The 17,707-nt window shown below is 67.4% G+C and carries 16 protein-coding genes; 4 read left to right on the top strand and 12 right to left on the bottom strand.

Features of this window, described 5'->3' with window-relative positions; all coding sequences use genetic code 11:
- Nucleotides 1–324 precede the first annotated feature (324 nt).
- Nucleotides 325–1,611, bottom strand: coding sequence for a tyrosine--tRNA ligase (tyrS, locus tag AC4ELS_RS14320; protein WP_207549053.1), 1,287 nt, complete (start codon nt 1,609–1,611; stop codon nt 325–327).
- Nucleotides 1,612–1,638: 27 nt separating this feature from the next.
- Complete coding sequence (locus AC4ELS_RS14325; RefSeq protein ID WP_499047885.1) at nt 1,639–2,250, bottom strand: DNA-3-methyladenine glycosylase; 612 nt, start codon at nt 2,248–2,250, stop codon at nt 1,639–1,641.
- Between the two features lie 80 nt (nt 2,251–2,330).
- Here AC4ELS_RS14325 and AC4ELS_RS14330 point away from each other — a divergent pair, with 80 nt between their 5' ends.
- From AC4ELS_RS14330 to AC4ELS_RS14340, 3 genes are read left to right on the top strand one after another with little or no spacing between them, the layout of a single operon-like run.
- Entirely contained in the window at nt 2,331–3,116 is a 786-nt protein-coding gene (locus AC4ELS_RS14330; protein ID WP_498887275.1) for an ABC transporter ATP-binding protein, read from the top strand.
- Complete coding sequence (locus tag AC4ELS_RS14335) at nt 3,041–3,868, top strand: ABC transporter permease (RefSeq protein WP_082941613.1); 828 nt, start codon at nt 3,041–3,043, stop codon at nt 3,866–3,868. The genes AC4ELS_RS14330 and AC4ELS_RS14335 overlap by 76 nt, the downstream gene beginning before the upstream one ends.
- A gap of 6 nt (nt 3,869–3,874) precedes the next feature.
- Nucleotides 3,875–4,501, top strand: a complete 627-nt coding sequence (locus tag AC4ELS_RS14340) for a TetR/AcrR family transcriptional regulator (protein WP_498887278.1) — start codon at nt 3,875–3,877, stop codon at nt 4,499–4,501.
- Here the strand turns inward: AC4ELS_RS14340 and AC4ELS_RS14345 are convergent.
- From AC4ELS_RS14345 to AC4ELS_RS14355, 3 genes are all read right to left on the bottom strand, one after another.
- Nucleotides 4,484–4,702: a Trm112 family protein gene (locus tag AC4ELS_RS14345; protein ID WP_463795027.1), complete on the bottom strand. Its 219-nt coding sequence runs from the start codon at nt 4,700–4,702 to the stop codon at nt 4,484–4,486. The genes AC4ELS_RS14340 and AC4ELS_RS14345 overlap by 18 nt on opposite strands.
- Before the next feature lie 9 nt (nt 4,703–4,711).
- Nucleotides 4,712–5,245, bottom strand: a complete 534-nt coding sequence (locus AC4ELS_RS14350) for a hypothetical protein (RefSeq protein WP_498887280.1) — start codon at nt 5,243–5,245, stop codon at nt 4,712–4,714.
- Nucleotides 5,246–5,321: 76 nt separating this feature from the next.
- Nucleotides 5,322–8,333 carry an acyl-CoA synthetase gene (locus AC4ELS_RS14355; RefSeq protein ID WP_448448952.1) on the bottom strand — a complete coding sequence of 1,004 codons (3,012 nt, stop codon included), beginning with the start codon at nt 8,331–8,333 and terminating at the stop codon, nt 5,322–5,324.
- A gap of 152 nt (nt 8,334–8,485) precedes the next feature.
- Between AC4ELS_RS14355 and AC4ELS_RS14360 the strand changes: the two genes are divergently transcribed.
- Nucleotides 8,486–10,279, top strand: coding sequence for an ABC-F family ATP-binding cassette domain-containing protein (locus AC4ELS_RS14360; protein ID WP_448448949.1), 1,794 nt, complete (start codon nt 8,486–8,488; stop codon nt 10,277–10,279).
- On the opposite strand, the gene argH is transcribed toward AC4ELS_RS14360, so the two are convergent.
- The 7 genes from argH to argJ form a co-directional block, all read right to left on the bottom strand.
- Nucleotides 10,276–11,703: an argininosuccinate lyase gene (argH, locus tag AC4ELS_RS14365; protein WP_463805021.1), complete on the bottom strand. Its 1,428-nt coding sequence runs from the start codon at nt 11,701–11,703 to the stop codon at nt 10,276–10,278. The genes AC4ELS_RS14360 and argH overlap by 4 nt on opposite strands.
- Before the next feature lie 75 nt (nt 11,704–11,778).
- Entirely contained in the window at nt 11,779–12,978 is a 1,200-nt protein-coding gene (locus tag AC4ELS_RS14370; protein ID WP_064881059.1) for an argininosuccinate synthase, read from the bottom strand.
- Between the two features lie 23 nt (nt 12,979–13,001).
- Entirely contained in the window at nt 13,002–13,478 is a 477-nt protein-coding gene (locus AC4ELS_RS14375) for an arginine repressor (protein ID WP_064881057.1), read from the bottom strand.
- Between the two features lie 4 nt (nt 13,479–13,482).
- Entirely contained in the window at nt 13,483–14,418 is a 936-nt protein-coding gene (gene argF / locus AC4ELS_RS14380; protein WP_064881055.1) for an ornithine carbamoyltransferase, read from the bottom strand.
- On the bottom strand, nt 14,415–15,590 hold the full coding sequence (locus AC4ELS_RS14385; protein ID WP_498887285.1) for an acetylornithine transaminase: 1,176 nt from the start codon (nt 15,588–15,590) through the stop codon (nt 14,415–14,417). The genes argF and AC4ELS_RS14385 overlap by 4 nt, the downstream gene beginning before the upstream one ends.
- Entirely contained in the window at nt 15,587–16,465 is an 879-nt protein-coding gene (argB, locus tag AC4ELS_RS14390; RefSeq protein WP_064881052.1) for an acetylglutamate kinase, read from the bottom strand. Before argB ends, AC4ELS_RS14385 begins: the two co-directional genes overlap by 4 nt.
- Nucleotides 16,462–17,679: a bifunctional glutamate N-acetyltransferase/amino-acid acetyltransferase ArgJ gene (gene argJ / locus AC4ELS_RS14395; protein WP_110916792.1), complete on the bottom strand. Its 1,218-nt coding sequence runs from the start codon at nt 17,677–17,679 to the stop codon at nt 16,462–16,464. Before argJ ends, argB begins: the two co-directional genes overlap by 4 nt.
- Nucleotides 17,680–17,707: the final 28 nt, after the last annotated feature.

Genomic DNA, 17,707 nt, shown 5'->3' on the forward strand with positions numbered 1-17,707 from the left:
GGCATCAAAAAAACAAAGCCACACCCTAAACGGGAAAAAGAGCGTGGCCAAAAACAACAAACAAAAACCACCAAACACACTATTGAGTTCTCAAACAACACGCCCGAGTTTGTCGCGCAGAAATCCCGCGGCTAAAAGCCGCTGAGCTCCTGCGGGCAGTGAGAATACCCACCGTAATGGGTGTCTCTCTCGGATTTCGTCTTCGCTCTCCGGCGCTTGTCCGTGTCGCTCTGACCTGGAATAAGTTACGTGAGCGCTAACAGCGAGTCAAATCGCCAGGTCACTGCGACGTTTTCCCAGGTCAGAGCGTGACTACCGGACGCCCTAACCGCCGGTGCGCTCGACGCCGGCAATGTGCCGCTTGCCACGTCGCAACACGAGCCAACGCTCATGCAGAAAATCGGAATGCTGTGGTAGCCACTCGTCGCTTTCAATACGAATGTTGTTCACGTACACCCCGCCCTCGGCGACATTGCGGCGCGCGGCCCCCTTACTCGCCGCCAACCCGGTGCTCACCAACAAGTCCACGATCGAGTCCGGGCCGCCCGGCTTCAGCTCGGCAACCTGCCCACTACTGGCCTCGCGCAGCGCGGCGCCGAGCGTCGATCCGTCGAGGTCGGCCAACTCGCCACGACCGAACAACGCCTGGCTGGCGAGCTCGACCGCCTTCGTCGCCCCTTCTCCGTGCACCAACGTGGTGAGTTCACGCGCGAGCCGTTTCTGCGCGGCGCGTTCATGCGCACGGTTCTTGGTCGCGTCCTCGAGCTCGCCGATCTCCTCCGGCGTCAGAAAGGTGAACCACCGCAGGTAACCGATGACGTCGGCATCAGCGGCATTCACGAAGTACTGGTACCAGGCGTAGGGGCTGGTCATTTCGGGGTCGAGCCACACGTTGCCGCCGCCGGTCGACTTGCCGAACTTCTTACCTTCGGAGTCGGTGACCAGCGGAGTCGTCATCGCATGCACGGTGGCGCCCAGCTTCTGGCGCACCAATCGGGCGCCGGCGACGATGTTGCCCCACTGATCGGAGCCACCGATCTGCAATGCGCAACCATGCCGCTGGTGCAGTTCCACGAAGTCGTTGGCCTGCAGCAGCATGTAGCTGAACTCGGTGTAGGAGATGCCGTCGCCTTCGAGCCGGCGTCGGACCGTCTCCCGGTCCAGCATCACGTTCACCGAGAAGTATTTGCCCAGGTCGCGTAGAAACTCGATGGCCGAGAGCTGACCGGTCCAATTGAGGTTGTTCTCGACGATCGCACCGGTCGGGCTGTCGTCGAATTCGACGAACCGCTCCAACTGACCGCGGATGCGGCCGGCCCAGTCCGACACCGTGTCGGCGGTGTTCAGCGTGCGCTCCCCCGTGTCGCGAGGGTCACCGATCATCCCGGTCGCCCCGCCGGCCAGCACGATCGGCCGGTGTCCGGCACGTTGGAACCGCCGCAACGTGAGCAACGGAACCAGGTGGCCTGCGTGCAGGCTGGGCGCGGTCGGGTCGAAGCCCGAATAGACGGTCATGGGGCCTTTGGCCAGGTCGTTCGCCAACGCATCGCGGTCGGTCGACTGGGCGATCAGCCCACGCCAGTCCAGCTCATCCAGGATTCCCATGCTCATGACGACGATCATGCCGCATTGCGCAGGTCAATCACTGGTGCCGGGCGCAGGTGCACGCGGGCTGCGCCGATACGCCGACACCTCTCCCCGGCCGGCAATCCAGAACCGCCATCGCCGGTCGGCGGCCTTGCTCACTCCGACCCGCGGGCCGTCGACTCCCGGGACCGCATCGCCCAGCGTCAACCGCACCGGACTACCGGCATCGAAGAGGTCAATCCCGTTGTCCTCCATAGCAATTCCCAACGCAGAGCACAGGTTTCCCGGCCCTCTCGCCAACGCAACGGGGCGCACCGCAGGCCCCCGGCGCCGCGCGGCCACCTCGGTGCCGGCACTTACCGCCGCAGCGCGCAGCAGGACCGCGCCCGCCACACCGTCGTAACCGCAGACCACATTCGCGCAGACATGGATGCCGTGGCTGCGGTAGGTGTACAGGTGTCCGGGCGGGCCGAACATCACGAGATTCCGTCCGCCTGCACCGCGAAACGAATGCGAGGCTGCGTCGGGCCAGGGGCCGTCGGGCGGACCCCCGTACGCCTCGACCTCGACGATGACGGCGCGGACACCGCGTCCAGTCAGCTCGGCCCCCAACAGCCGACGGGCTGCGAACAGCGGATCTCCGGTCAGCAGTTCGGCGCCCATCTGCAAGCCCACCCGAGCGATTTTGCACTTCGCAACATCCACCGTTGACACCGGCCATACGCGAGCGCAGTATTCATCACATGATGACTTCATCGATCGATGAATTCTCGGCCGGATTCCCGTCCAATGCCGACGCCCCTGCCGTCGACATCACCGGACTGCAGGTCAACCGTGGTGGGCGCCCCGCGATTCGAGACCTCTCGGTGCGGATCTCCCGCGGTGCCATCACCGGCCTGCTCGGCCCCTCAGGCTGCGGCAAGACCACCCTGATACGCAGCATCGTCGGGACCCAGATCGTCGAGGCCGGCACCGTCATGGTCCTCGGACACCCCGCCGGTTCGGCACCGCTACGCCACCGCGTCGGATACGTCACGCAGGATCCGACGATCTACAACGACCTGCGGGTCATCGACAACGTCCGCTACTTCGCCGCGCTGTACGGCACGTCGGCGGACTCGGCCGCCGACGCCATCCGGACGGTCGGACTCGACGATCACCGCACCGCCTACTGCGGCAACCTCTCCGGCGGTCAACGGACCCGGGTCTCGCTCGCCTGCGCCCTGGTGGCCGAACCTGAACTCCTGGTGCTCGACGAGCCGACCGTCGGCCTCGACCCGGTCCTGCGCGTCGACCTGTGGGAACAGTTCAACGAACTGTCACGGCGCGGAACAACCCTGCTGGTCTCCAGTCACGTCATGGACGAGGCCGACCACTGCGGTGACCTGCTGCTCATGCGCGAAGGCAGGTTACTCGCCCACACCACCCCTGACCAGCTACGGAAGGACACGGAATGCACGTCCCTGGAGGAAGCGTTTCTCACCGTCATCCGGCGCAGCGCCACAGCCGGGCACAACCGAGCCGACTGAGCCCGGCGGCCTACCTGGCCACCACCGGACGGATCCTGCGACAGCTCGCCGCCGACCATCGCAGCGTGGCGATGATCCTGTTGGTCCCCAGCCTGATCATCACCCTGATGTATTTCATGTTCCAGAACGCACCGCACGCGCCGGGGCAACCGACACCGTTCAACAATGCCTGCCTGATCATGCTCGGCGTCTTCCCGCTCATCGTGATGTTCCTGATCACCTCGATCACCATGCAGCGGGAACGAGTCTCGGGAACTCTCGAACGCATTCTGACCACGCCACTGCGGCGGTTCGACCTGCTCGCCGCCTACGGCACCGCGTTCTCGATCGCAGCCGCGGCGCAGGCCACCCTCGCCTGCGTCGTCTCGTTCTGGTTCCTCGGACTCCACACCGAGGGCAGCCCAGTTCTGGTGTTCCTGATCGCGATCATCAACGCCGTACTCGGCGTCGGTCTAGGGCTGTTGTGCAGCGCGTTCGCCCGCACCGAGTTTCAGGCCGTGCAGTTCATGCCGGTGGTGATCGCGCCCCAACTGCTGTTGTGCGGCATCATCGTGCCTCGGGCCGCGCTGCCGGACTGGCTTCAGTGGATCAGTAACGTGCTACCGGCCAGCTACGCACTCGAAGCCCTGCAGCAGGTCGGCGCCCACGCTGAGCTGACCGCCGTCGCGGCACGCGACATCGCGATCGTGCTCGGCTTTGCGGTGCTGGCACTGTGTCTGGCCGCGGCCACCCTGCGCCGTCGAACCCCCTAGGAACCCGTGAGTACCGACGTCGACTCCAGCAGAGAACGCAAACGGCCCGGCCGCCCGGCCGGACCATCGGACAAACGCGAGCGCATTCTGACCAGTGCGCGGGAATTGTTCGCCCGCAACGGAATCGACAAGACATCGATTCGCTCCATCGCCTCCGATGCCGGAGTGGACGCGGCACTGGTGCACCACTACTTCGGCACCAAGACCCAACTGTTCGCCGCGGCGATCCACATTCCCATCGATCCGATGACGGTGATCAGCCGGCTGAAAGAGGTGCCGGTGGACCAGATCGGGCACACGCTGCCGTCAATCCTGTTGCCGCTGTGGGATTCCGAGATCGGCAAGAGCTTTGTCGCGACGCTGCGCTCGATCCTGGCCGGCAACGACGTATCGCTGGTCCGGTCGTTTCTCCAGGACATCATCATCGGCGAGATCGGGCCCCGGGTGGACAACCCGCCCGGCAGTTCCCGGATCCGCATCCAGTTCGTCGCCTCACAATTGGTCGGGGTCGCGATGGCGCGTTACATCCTGGAGCTCGAGCCCTTCGCCACGCTGCCGGCGGAACAGATCGCCGAGACGATCGCACCCACCCTGCAGCGCTACCTGACCGGTGACCTACCCGGACTCCTCTGACCCGGCCAGCTCCATCAATCGCCGGTGCTCGGCGTCATCTTCGATGGCCACGGCCTCGTCGACCAGAAGGACCGGGATGCCGTCCTCGATCCGGTAGGCGCGCCGCAACCGGGGGTTGTAGAGCCAGTCCGTTCCGGCCAGCAGCAGCGGCCCGCGGTCCTGCGGGCACACCAGGATGCTCAGAAGCTTGTCGTCGACCACCACGTGAAGTTAGCCCAGCGGGATCTGGATGCCGCCACTCGGGCCGGGCTGTCCCCCGCCCCCGCCCGGAATCGGAGCGATACCGCCCGGGAACTGACCGACCCCGGGATTGAGCCCACTCTGCTGCGGAATCTGAGCGTTGGTCTGGGCCTGCAACTTGCGCTGGTAGGCCAACGTGCTCTTGAGCGCGTTGATCAACGGGACCTGGTTGGGGCGCTTGTCGAGGGCCTTGGTGATGGCCTCACGGTTGGCATTCGACGGCTTGTAGCCCTGCTGACGCAGCTTCAGGATGTCGTGGATCAGCGTCGAGATCTGGCCGCCGCCCTCGCCGGTGTCGTAATCCCTGGCGATGATGGACAACGCCTCGTCGGCGGTCATCGGCGGGGCCGCCGGAGCGGCCGATCCGGGTGCATCGGCGACCGGAGTGGGCTGAGCGGGGTCGGCGGCAGCCGTCGGCGCACCCGCGCCCACCAGCAGGCCCAGGACCAGCGCACCGCCGGTCACGACCCGACACCAGCTGTTCGCACCCGATCCCGATGTCATCGATCCTCCAGTCGTTCTGCCGTCCGCCGGAGCGTAACAGCGCGTTCTGGCCCCGGCATCCCGTCGGGCGACGCGACTATTCGGCGTCCGCCTCGTCGTCGGCACCGCCGGCGACGAGTTCGGCCCGACTGGCCGCGGTCAACTTCTTGTACGTCCCTGTATCGGCGTCGAGGTACCAGCAGTTACGCCGGCCGGATTTCGGGATGCCCGCGGCCCGCAGCGGCGCGACGAGCGGGCGGTAGGACGCACCGAGTTCCATGTCGGCCACCACGTGCACCACGTCCGGCGGGTTGCCGGCGGCCAGATCCTCCAGAGCGAGCGACAGATCGGCCGTCGGGACGCTACCGCCGGGGCGCAGGGCCAGGGCCGTCACTGCCAACTGTCGGCCCGACTCCTCGATGCCGTAGGTCACCGACATGTCGACCGCGTCGAGCCGCCCGACCGCGTCGTTGACACTGGTCGCGAACACCGGGCCCCGTTCGGTCCGGATCACCGCACCTCGGTTGTCGACCAGCCAGTAGTCACCGTCCTCATCGCGACGGAACAGGAACTCGGTGGACACCCAGGTGTCGGCCGGTGCGAACACACCGCGCTTGACCACGGCGGTCGGATCGACCGGGCCACGCGGGTGGGCCAGGAGCACACCCACCTCGTTGGCCTCGGCCTTGCGCACGAACCCCTGCTCGTCTTCCAGGATCAGGTCGTCGTCGGCGTCGTAGGCGGCGAGTTCGACGGTGCCGCCACCGGGCAACGGCCGTCCCTTGCTGCCGATCTTGGCTCCGGACACATTGGCCAGCACGGCCTGTCCGTCTGTGGTGGCGAAGAACTCCACGACTTGGGCCGGCTCGAACACGTCGACCACGCGTTTCCACAGCCCGGCCGGCATCCCGGATCCGATGAACAGCCGGACCGGGTGACTTCCCGTGAGCGAGAACGACGGATCGTCGATGACCTCGCGCAGCATCGCCCAGGTATAGGACACGACGGTCACGCCGTACTGCCGGATCTCCTGCAGGAACCGGTCGGGCTGCAATCCGCGCGACAGCGCGATGCGTGAACCGCCGACCACGGCACCGCCAAGACTGACCAGCAGGCCGGACTGATGATGCAGCGGGGTCAGGCAGTAGACCGTGTCGCCGCGACCCAGATTCGCCGCCGACGCGGTGCCGAACGCGGACAGAGCCCACCGGAAGTTGGTGATCTGGCGGGCCACGAGCTCCCCACCGACCTCGCTGAAGGCGACGAACGCCAGGTCGCGCGCGAGACCCGGGTTGGGCCGGTACCAGCCGGGCAGTTCGACGACGTCGGGGTCGATCTTCTCCATATCGACGACATCGGCGTCCTCGGGGACATCGAGGTCGCGGCTCTCACCACCGGGTCCACCGAGCGGCCCGCCGCTGCCGAGAACCAGCACGCGCATGTCGAGCTTGCAGGCCACGTCGAGATGGCTCGGGTCGGCGATGATCTCGGCCACGCCACCGAGCCGGGCCGCCTCGGCCAGGTCCGCCTCCGGCAGCAGCACGGCCACCGCTCCCAGCCGGGACAGGGCCGCGATGGCCACCAGGGCACTGGGCCGGGTGTCCATCAGGACGCCGACCCGGGCGCCCTGTCGCACACCGACGTCGATCAGTCCGCGAACCACGTTGTTGATCCGGCGATCCACGGCCTCATAAGTGTGCACACGGCCGTCGAACAGCAGTGCCTCGCCGTTGGGGGCGCTGCGGGCCTGCTCGCTCATGATCCGGCCCAGCGAGATCCGGGTGTGGTCGTTGACCTGACCCAACCGGGCCAACCGGGGCAGCGTGCGGGCCGTCTCGATGACCAGGGTCCGGGCGTTCTTGTTCGCCGTCACCAGCGCGTCGGCGGCCGAGCGGGCCACGCCGAACGCCATCTCGGTGGCTGCGGTGGCGCCGTGGGTCACGCGGGCGGAGAACGACACCCCACCCTCGGGATGATCAGCCGGCTGCGATCCCATCGGCACCACGCCGTCGGGCATCTGTTCTCCGCCGAGCCATTTCACCCACTGCGCCACTGTCGGCCAGGTCTGGGTCGAGGCCTTGGACCCCACGACCAGGCCGAAATGTCCTGCCCTGATCAGGTATTCGTAGACGTCCGCATCCGGTGCGGCCCGTTTGATGCCGCGTACCGCGGCCGGTTGGCCGATGTCGTCGACCTCACCGATCACCGCCAGGATCGGGCAGTCGATGTCAGAAAGCGTGACCAGGTCCCCGTGGACGGAGAAGCCGCCGGTGATCATCCGGTTGTGCGCGATGAACTGCTTGAGCAGTTCGGAGATCGCCGGTCCGGACCAGGCGATCCAGCCCTCCGACGACAGGAAGCGGCGCTGCTGCTCACGCGGCAGCAGGGCCTCCCGGTCATGCAGTTGACGCAGGAAATCCAGGCGCGACTGCGCGGTCTTGATCGGGTCGAGCATCTGAAAGCCGGTGCGCGCCAACCACCCCGGGATGTCGATGCGGCTGAACACGTGGTCGGCCATGAAATCCGCGGCACCCGCGGCGACCCCCGCCGGAAGGTTCATCGGCAACGCGGCCAGGGTATCGACCGGCGAACCGAACGCGATGATGCTCGCCAGATCCTTGGACCGCCGGTAGGCCGCAGCCTGGTAGGCGAACATCCCGCCCTGCGAGTAGCCGGCAAGGTGCACGTCGCGGCCGGTGACCTCCTTGACGATGTCGATGGCCTCCGAGAGCGCGACCACGTGGTCTGCGAGGTTGCGCTGCATACCGCCCTCGACCTTGTCGGGCGAACCGAAGTCGATGACCCACGGGTCGACGCCCGCGGCGTGCAGGATGCCGACCGCACCGTCGTCGCGCGTCACGTCCCACATGTCGGCCGACATCATCATCGGATGCACCATCAGCACCGGAGGACGGAGATCCTGGGCACCGGGGCGGGCGTCGGGCGGGAAGTACCGCCGCAGCCGGTACATCGGCACACTCTGGATGATCTGGAACGGCGACGGGACCGCACCGGTCTCCAGGCCTCCGTAGCGCAGCACCTCCAGACCGTTCTGCGCGGTTGCCAGCAACCGCTCGACCGGTTTGGTCACTGCCGAGAAATCCACCAGTTAGCTCCCCACACCTGACAACTCACCCGACCCCCGATTGACGTCGTCATCATGGCATAACAGCAACCAATCGCCGATGTGATCAGCGCTATGCCGACGGTGGCCCCGTGCGATGCCGGATTCCCGGGCCCCGGACGATAGGGTCGGCGGCGATGGCACACCTGCTCGGGGGCGAAACCCTGCATCTGGAGTACCCCGCCGGGGTGGTGTTCGACTCGGTCACCGTCGGCGTCAGCGAAGGCGACCGGATCGGCATCGTCGGCCGCAACGGCGACGGCAAATCCAGCCTGCTGGCCATGCTGGCCGGCCGACTCGAACCCCATTCCGGACGGGTCACCGTGCGCGGCGGAGTGCGCATCGGCGTACTCGATCAGGCCGACACCCTCGACGACGCCGACACGGTCGGCCACGCCGTGGTCGGCGACGTGCCCGAACACGAGTGGGCCGGTGACCCCCGCGGGCGCGATGTCATCGCGGGACTGCTCGCCGACCTGCCGTGGGACGCACGACTCGGCACGCTGTCAGGCGGACAGCGGCGCCGGGTGGCTCTGGCCAGGCTGCTCGCCGGCGATCACGACGTGCTGGCGCTCGACGAGCCGACCAACCACCTCGACGTGGAGGCGATCACCTGGCTCGCCGCGCACCTCAAGAAGCGCTGGTCCGCGTCGTCCGGCGGGCTGCTGGTGGTGACGCACGACCGCTGGTTTCTCGACGAGGTCTGTACGACCACATGGGAAGTGCACGACCGCATCGTCGAACCGTTCGACGGCGGCTACGCCGCGTACATCCTGCAGCGGGTGGAGCGTGATCGCCAGGCCGCCTCGATCGAAGCGCGTCGGCAGAACCTGGCCCGCAAGGAACTGGCCTGGCTGCGCCGCGGCGCGCCGGCCCGCACCTCGAAGCCGAAGTTCCGTATCGACGCGGCCAACGCACTGATCGCCGACGTTCCCGAGATCCGCGACAAGGTCGCACTGCAGTCCCTGGCGGTGTCCCGGCTCGGGAAGCAGGTCGTCGACCTGCTGGACGTGTCGGTGAGCTACGGCGACCGTGAAGTGCTGCAGCAGGTCGAGTGGCGGATCGCCCCGGGTGAGCGCACCGGGATCCTCGGCGTCAACGGTGCCGGAAAATCGACCCTGCTGGGCCTGATCGACGGCTCGGTGCAACCGACCTCGGGACGAGTCAAACACGGTAAGACTCTGCAGGTCGCGACCCTCACCCAGACCGTCGACGAGCTTGAGCCACACCTCGGCGATCCGGTGCGGACAGTACTGGCCAACCTGCGCACGACGTATGTGTTCGGCAGCGGGTCGAAGGCCCAGGAGCTCACGCCCGGGCAGTTGCTGGAGCGTCTCGGGTTCTCGAACGCCCAGTTGTCGACACCGGTCAAGGACCTCTCCGGCGGACAACAACGTCGCCTGCAACTGCTGTTGATCCTGCTGGCACAGCCCAACGTGCTGATACTCGACGAGCCCACCAATGACCTGGACACCGACATGCTCTCCGCCATGGAGGATCTGCTCGACTCGTGGCCCGGCACGCTGATCGTGGTGAGCCACGATCGGTATTTTCTGGAGCGGGTCACCGATCAGCAGTACGGGATCCTCGGCGGGCATCTGCGGCATCTACCGGGCGGGGTGGACGAGTACCTGCGGCTGCGAGCTGCCCATGGGTCGGCGACCGGCGCGGCGCAGGCACCGGCCGCAGGCACTGCACCGGACGGGTTGTCCGGTGCCGAGCTGCGGGCAGCGCAGAAGGAGGTGTCCGCCCTGGAACGCCGGCTGGAGAAACTGCAGGAACAGATCAACCGGTCCCGGACGGCGATGGCGGACCATGACCAGTCGGATTTCGAGGGACTCGCGGTCAAGGTGGCAGCCATCCGCGCGCTGGAGGACGAAGTCACCGAGGTCGAGGAACGCTGGTTCGAACTCGGCGAGCAGATCGGCTAGCGGCGCAGCCGGATCCCTAACTCTTCGGCGGTCTCGCGAACCACGCCGAGCTGCCTGGCGACCTGGACCGGTGACGTACCGCCACGCGCACTGCGCGCGTTGACCGAGCCCTCCACGGTCAGCACCTCACGCACCTGCGCGGTGAGCGCGGGGTTGATCGCGGCGAATTCGTCGTCGGTGAGTTCGTCGAGCCCGACCCCACGCCCCTCGGCGACTCGCACGGCCTCCCCCGCGGCCTCATGGGCCACCCGGAACGGAACCCCTTCGCGGACCAGCCATTCGGCGATATCGGTGGCCAGCGTGTAACCGGCAGGTGCCAGCGCGGCCATCCGGTCCTCGTCGAACGTCAGCGTGCCGACCAGGCCGGCCATCGCCGGCAGCAACAGCTCCAGCTGGGCCACCGAGTCGAAGACCGGCTCCTTGTCCTCCTGCAGATCCCGGTTGTAGGCCAGGGGCTGCGCCTTGAGCGTGGCCAGCAGGCCCGTCAGGTTTCCGATCAGGCGTCCGGACTTGCCGCGGGCCAACTCGGCGATGTCCGGATTCTTCTTCTGCGGCATGATCGAACTGCCCGTCGACCAGGAGTCGTGCAAGGTCACGTAACCGAATTCGGTTGTGCTCCAAAGGATGATGTCTTCGGCGAGCCGGGACAGGTCCACCCCGATCTGGGCGAAGATGAAGGCCGCCTCGGCGGCGAAATCGCGGGCCGCGGTGGCGTCGACGGAATTGTCTGCCGCTGAGGCGAATCCGAGATCCGCGGCGATCGCATCGGGATCCAGGCCCAGCGACGATCCCGCCAGCGCCCCGGAACCGTAGGGCGAGACGGCAGTGCGGTCGTCGAAGTCGGCGAGCCGGTCGACATTGCGCAGCAGTGGATGAGCGTGCGCCAGTAGATGATGCGCGAGCAGGATCGGCTGAGCGGCCTGCAGGTGGGTCTTGCCCGGCATGATGGCCGTCGGATGCGCGGCAGCCTGCACCGCCAGGGCGTTGACCACCTCGAGCACGCCGTCGGCGACGCGACGGACGGCGTCGCGCAGCCACATCCGGAACAACGTGGCCACCTGGTCGTTTCGCGAACGTCCGGCCCGCAGCCGGCCACCGAGATCCGGCCCGACCCGGTCGATCAGGCCGCGCTCCAGCGCGCCGTGCACATCCTCGTCGGTGACCAGCGGCCGGAAACTGCCGTCGGCAACGTCGGAACCCAGGCTGTCCAGGCCCGCGAGCAGCCCGTCCCGCTGCTCATCGGTGAGCAGGCCGGCCCGGTGCAGAACTCGGGCGTGGGCCTTCGACGCGGTGACGTCGTACGGCGCCAGCACCCAGTCGAAATGGGTCGACTTGCTCAGCGCGGCAAGGGCTGCCGAAGGACCGTCGGCGAACCGGCCGCCCCACAGCGAGCCTTCGTTGGTGGTTCCGTCGTTGGTGCTCATCTCACTTCTTTCCGCGAGCAGACGCGTAGGTACCCCGCGCACGGCGATTTCGGGTACCTACGCGTCTGCTCGGCATCAGAGGCCCAGGTCGCGCTTGGCCGAGATCTTGGAGCTCAGACCGTGCAGCTGCACGAAGCCCTTGGCCGCGCTCTGGTCGAAGCTGTCGCCCTCGTCGTAGGTGGCCAGGTTGAAGTCGTACAGCGACTCACCGGAACGGCGGCCGTTGACGATGACGCTCCCGGCATGCAGAACCAGCCGGATGTCGCCGGAGACGTGCTCCTGCGTGTGCTCGACGAACGCCTCCAGCGACCGCTTCAGCGGGCTGAACCACAGGCCGTCGTAGGTGAGCTCGCCCCACTTCTGGTCCACGCCGCGCTTGTACCGACCCAGCTCACGCTCCAGCGTCACGTGCTCGAGCTCGGTGTGCGCGGTGATCAGCACCATCGCGCCCGGCGCCTCGTAGATCTCGCGGCTCTTGATGCCGACCAGCCGGTCCTCGACCACATCGAGCCGGCCCACACCCTGGGCACCGGCCCGGGTATTGAGCTCCTGGATGATCTCCAGCACGCTGAGCGGACGACCGTCGATCGCGATCGGGCGGCCCTTGTCGAAGCTGATGATCAGCTCGTCTGGGGCGTTGAAGTTGACCGTCGGGTCCTGGGTGTAGTCGTAGACGTCCTTGGTCGGCGCGTTCCACAGGTCCTCGAGGAACCCGGTCTCCACCGCGCGGCCCCACACGTTCTGGTCGATCGAGAACGGTGAGCGCTTGGTGACGTTGATCGGGATCGCGTTCTCCTCGGCGAACGCGATGGCCTTCTCACGGGTCCAGGCGTAGTCGCGGACCGGGGCGATGACGTCCAGTTCAGGTGCGAGGGAAGCGAAGCCGACCTCGAAGCGCACCTGGTCGTTGCCCTTGCCGGTGCAGCCGTGCGCGACGACAGTGCCGCCGTGGGCACGCGCGGCGTCGACCAGATGCTTGACGATCAGCGGGCGGCTGATGGCCGACACCAGCGGGTAACGGTCCATGTAGAGCGCATTGGCCTTGATGGTCGGCAGGCAGTATTCGTCGGCGAACTCGTCACGGGCGTCGACCACGACCGCCTCGACCGCACCGCAGTCCAGGGCACGCTGGCGCACGACATCCATGTCCTCGCCGCCCTGGCCGAGATCGATGGCGACGGCGACGACCTCTTTGCCGGTCTCCTTGCCGATCCAGCTGATCGCGACCGAGGTGTCCAGACCTCCGGAGTACGCCAGGATGACGCGTTCGGACATGAGCAATCTCCTTGTTTTGGGCTCTACTTCAAGTTCTCGATGGTGTTGGCAAGTTCGGCCCCGGTCATCGGGTCGCGCGCCACCATCAGGATGGTGTCGTCACCGGCGATGGTGCCGACCACATACGGCAGGGCGGCGCGGTCGATCGCGCTGGCCAGGTAATGCGCCGCCCCGGGCGGGGTGCGCAGCACGGCAAGGTTAGCGCTGGCATCGGTCGATACCAGCAAGTCCCCCAGCAAGCGGGTCAACCGTTCGGTGCCACCCGACACACCCCGCACCGGGCTGCCGTCCTCGGGCACCACATACACCCCGACTCCGCCATCGGCACCGCGCAGTTTCACCGCGCCGAGCTCCTCCAGGTCCCGCGACAGCGTGGCCTGGGTGACCTCGATGCCCTCCTGGCCCAGCAGGGCGGCCAGTTCGGTCTGGCTGCTCACCTGCCTGGCCGACAGGAGGGCGACGATGCGGGCCTGTCGGCCGGCGCGGGTCGGTGCGCTCATAGTCTCAGGCGCTTGTCTTTTTTTCGAGCAGCCACACCAGCATGGCCTTCTGCGCGTGCAGCCGGTTCTCGGCCTCGTCGAACACCGCGCTCTGCGGGCCGTCGATCACCTCGTCGGTGATCTCGTGACCGCGGTGCGCCGGAAGGCAGTGCAGCACAATGGCTTCCGGGTCGGCACGCTTGAGCAGATCGGCGTTGACCTGGAACGGACGGAACGGCCGCACCCGGTCGAGCCCGTCATTCTCCTGGCCCATCGACGTCCAGGTATCGGTGACGAGCACGTCGACCCCGTCGACCCCGGCCTGTGCGTCATCGGTAACGGACACGGTTGCTCCAGTTTCACTGGCGCGGCGCTTGGCGGCCTCGACGAAGTGCGGGTCTGGTTCGAATCCGGCCGGCGCGGCGATGGTGACGTGGATGCCTGCGGTGACACCACCCAGCATCAGCGAGTGCGCCATGTTGTTGGCGCCGTCACCCAAATACGTCATCCGCAAACCCTTGAGCTCGCCCCGGCGCTCGGCCAGGGTCTGCAGGTCGGCCAGCACCTGGCACGGGTGGAATTCGTCAGACAGTGCGTTCACGATCGGCACCGTCGATCCCGAGGCCATGGCCGTCAGCCGCTCCTGGGCGAACGTGCGCCACACGATGGCGTCGACGTAGCGGGACAGCACCGCGCCGGTGTCCTCGAGGGTTTCCTCGCGGCCCAGCTGGGTGCTGCGGCCGTCGACCACCACGGCATGGCCGCCGAGCTGGGCGATGCCCATCTCGAACGAGAACCGGGTGCGGGTGGAGTTCTTCTCGAAGATCACCGCGACGCCGCGCGGGCCCTCGAGTGGGCGCCGCGAGAACGGTGCCTTCTTGAGTTCGGCGGCCAGGGCGAGCACCTCGGCCTGCTCATCGGGTGACAGATCGTCGTCGCGCAGGAAATGCCGGATGGTCATGAAGCAGCCTCCACAGCGGTGTCGAGAACGGCAGGCAGAGCGGACAGGAACGTCTCGATCTGCGGTTCGGTGATGATCAGTGGCGGCGCCAACCGGATGACGTCCGCGGCAGCGGCATTGACCAGGAACCCGGCGTCGCGCGCGGCGGCCTCGACGGCCTTGGCGCTCGGTGCGGTCAACACCACGCCCTGCAGCAGACCCTTGCCGCGCACGTGGTCGACGAGCGGATGACCCAACTCCTCGATGCCGTGGCTCAGCGTCTTGCCGAGCACCCCGGCGCGCGCGATCAGATCCCCGTCGGCGAGCGCCTTGAGCACCGCCAGCGCGGCGGCGGTGCACACCGGGTTACCTCCGAACGTGCTGCCGTGCAGACCCGGGGTGAGCAGATCACCGGCCGCGCCGATGGCCAGGCAGGCGCCGATCGGCAGCCCGCCGCCCAGGCCCTTGGCCAGCGTGACGATGTCCGGGGTGATGCCGTCGTGCTGATGCGCATAGAACGCGCCGGTACGCCCGACGCCGGTCTGCACCTCGTCGAGGACCAGAAGTGCGCCGTTCCTGGTGGTGATGTCGCGGGCCTGCGCCAGATATCCGGCCGGCGGGACGACGACGCCACCCTCCCCCATGATCGGTTCGAGGAACAACGCGGCGGTATCCGAATCGACAGCAGCGGCAAGGGCTTCGGCATCCCCATAGGGCACATGGGTGACGTTGCCCGGCAGCGGCTCGAACGGTGCCTGCTTGGCGGGCTGGCCGGTCAGCGCCAGCGACCCCATCGTGCGGCCGTGAAAGGCCCCTTCGGCGGCAACGATATTCGTCTTGCCGGTGAGCCGGGTGATCTTGAAGGCGACCTCGTTGGCCTCGGTGCCCGAGTTGCAGAAAAAGGCCCGCGCCGGGGCGCCCAGATGCCCCACCAACGCTTCGGCCAGCGCGATGCCCGGTTCGGTGGCGTACAGGTTCGACGTGTGGCCCAGCGTGTTGAGCTGGGTGGTGACGGCCTCGATCACCCCGGGATGGCGGTGCCCCAGCAGGTTGACCGCGATTCCGCCGAGCAGGTCCAAGTAGGACTTGCCGTCGGTATCGGTCACCACGGCGCCGTCACCGCTGGCCAGTGCCAACGGCGGGGTGCCGTAGTTGTTCATCATCACCGCTTCCCAGCGGTCCTGGAGGGTCATGCGGCTACCACCTTGGTTCCAGTTCCTTCATCGGTGAAAAGCTCGACCAGCACACAGTGTTCGACGCGGCCGTCGATCACGTGGGCGCTCGGCACACCGCCCTCCACCGCCCGCAGGCAGGCCTCGATCTTGGGCACCATGCCCGATTCGAGCGTGGGCAGCAGCCCTGTCAGGGCCTCGGTGTCGATCTCGCTGACCAGCGAAGAGCGGTCGGGCCAGTCGGTGTAGAGCCCCTCCACGTCGGTGAGCATGATCAGCTTCTCGGCACCCAGCGCCTCGGCCAGGGCCGCAGCGGCGGTGTCGGCGTTGATGTTGTGGACCACACCGTCGATGTCCGGCCCGATGGTCGACACCACTGGAATACGCCCTGCGGCAATGAGATCCATGATGGATTCGGCGTTGACGTATTCGACGTCGCCGACCAGCCCGATGTCGGTGGCCACTCCGTCGACGGTGACGCTGCGACGCACGGCGGTGAACAGGTGCGCGTCCTCACCGGTGAGGCCGACCGCGTACGGGCCGTGGGCATTGATCAGATTGACCAGTTCCCGGCCCACTTGACCGAACAGCACCATGCGCGCCACGTCGAGCACCTCGGGTGTGGTCACCCGGAAACCGCCCTTGAAATCGCCTGCAATGCCCAGCTTCTTGAGCATCGCGCTGATCTGGGGCCCGCCGCCGTGCACCACCACCGGGTGGATGCCGCAGTTGCGCAGGAACACCATGTCAGCGGCGAAGGCCGCCTTGAGGGTGTCGTCGGTCATGGCGTTGCCGCCGTACTTGACGACGACGATCTTGCCGTGCAGTTGCTTGAGCCACGGCAGCGCCGAGGCGAGCACCTGGGCCTTGACGCCGCGCTCGATGGCCTGGTTCATGAGCTGTAGGCCGAGTTCTCTTCGACGTAGGCATGCGACAGGTCGGTGGTCCTGATGGAAGCACTGTGGCCTCCCACACCCAGGTTCACCACCACGGCGATGTCTTCGCCGGACAGGTCGACGTCGCGGGCTCCCGGAGCGCCGGCACCGTCGACGCACACCGGAGAACCGTTGAACGACACGCTGATCCGTTCCGGGTCCAACTTCACCGGCGCGATGCCGACCGCGGCCAGAACCCGGCCCCAGTTCGGGTCGGAACCGAACAGCGCGGTCTTGACCAGGCTGTCTCGAGCGATGACGCGGGCCGCGACCAGTGCATCGTCCTCGGTTTCGGCGCCGGTCACGGTGATGACGACCCGCTTGGTGACGCCTTCGGCGTCGGCCTGCAGCTGTGCGCACAGGTCGTCACAGACCCGCAGCACCGCCTCGTTGAGATCGTCCTGGCTCGGCGCGATCTCGCTGGCGCCGGACGCGAGCAACAGCACGGTGTCGTTGGTCGAGCAGCTGCCGTCGACGTCGAGCCGGTCGAAGGTGAGCGCCGTGGCCCGCCTCAGCGCGGCATCGAGTGCCGCGCTGTCAGCGACCGCATCGGTGGTCAGGACCACCAGCATGGTGGCCAGTGACGGCGCCAGCATCCCGGCGCCCTTGGCCATCCCGCCCAGGGTCCAGTTGTCCCCCGACTCCACCGAATGGTGCAGCGCAACCTGTTTCGGCACGGTGTCGGTGGTCATGATGGCCCGGGCGGCGTCGTCACCCCCGGTCAGACCGCCCGCGATCTCGTGCACGATCTCGGTGACGCCGGCCAGTACCTTGTCCATCGGCAACCGGTCACCGATCAGGCCCGTCGAGCACACCGCGACCTCGATGGCACCGGTCTCGGTACCCCAGTCGCTCAGTGCAGAGGCCACTGCCTCGGCGGTGGCATGGGTGTCCTGGAATCCCAGCGGCCCGGTGCAGGCGTTGGCGCCGCCCGAGTTCAGAACCACGGCACGCAACCGGCCGGTGGTCAGCACCTGCTGCGACCACTGCACGGGCGCAGCCTTGATCTTGTTGCGGGTGAACACGCCCGCCGCGGCGTAATCCGGCCCCTCGTTGAACACCAGCGCCAGGTCCGGTGCGCCGGATGCCTTGATACCGGCGGCGATGCCGGCCGCCCGGAAGCCTGCGGGTGCGGTGACGCCCTGGGTGCGGACCAGCTTGGTACCTGTTGTCACTCCCTCAGGCGATATTGTCGCCTCCGGT

The sequence above is a fragment of the Mycobacterium shunyiense genome (assembly GCF_058270035.1).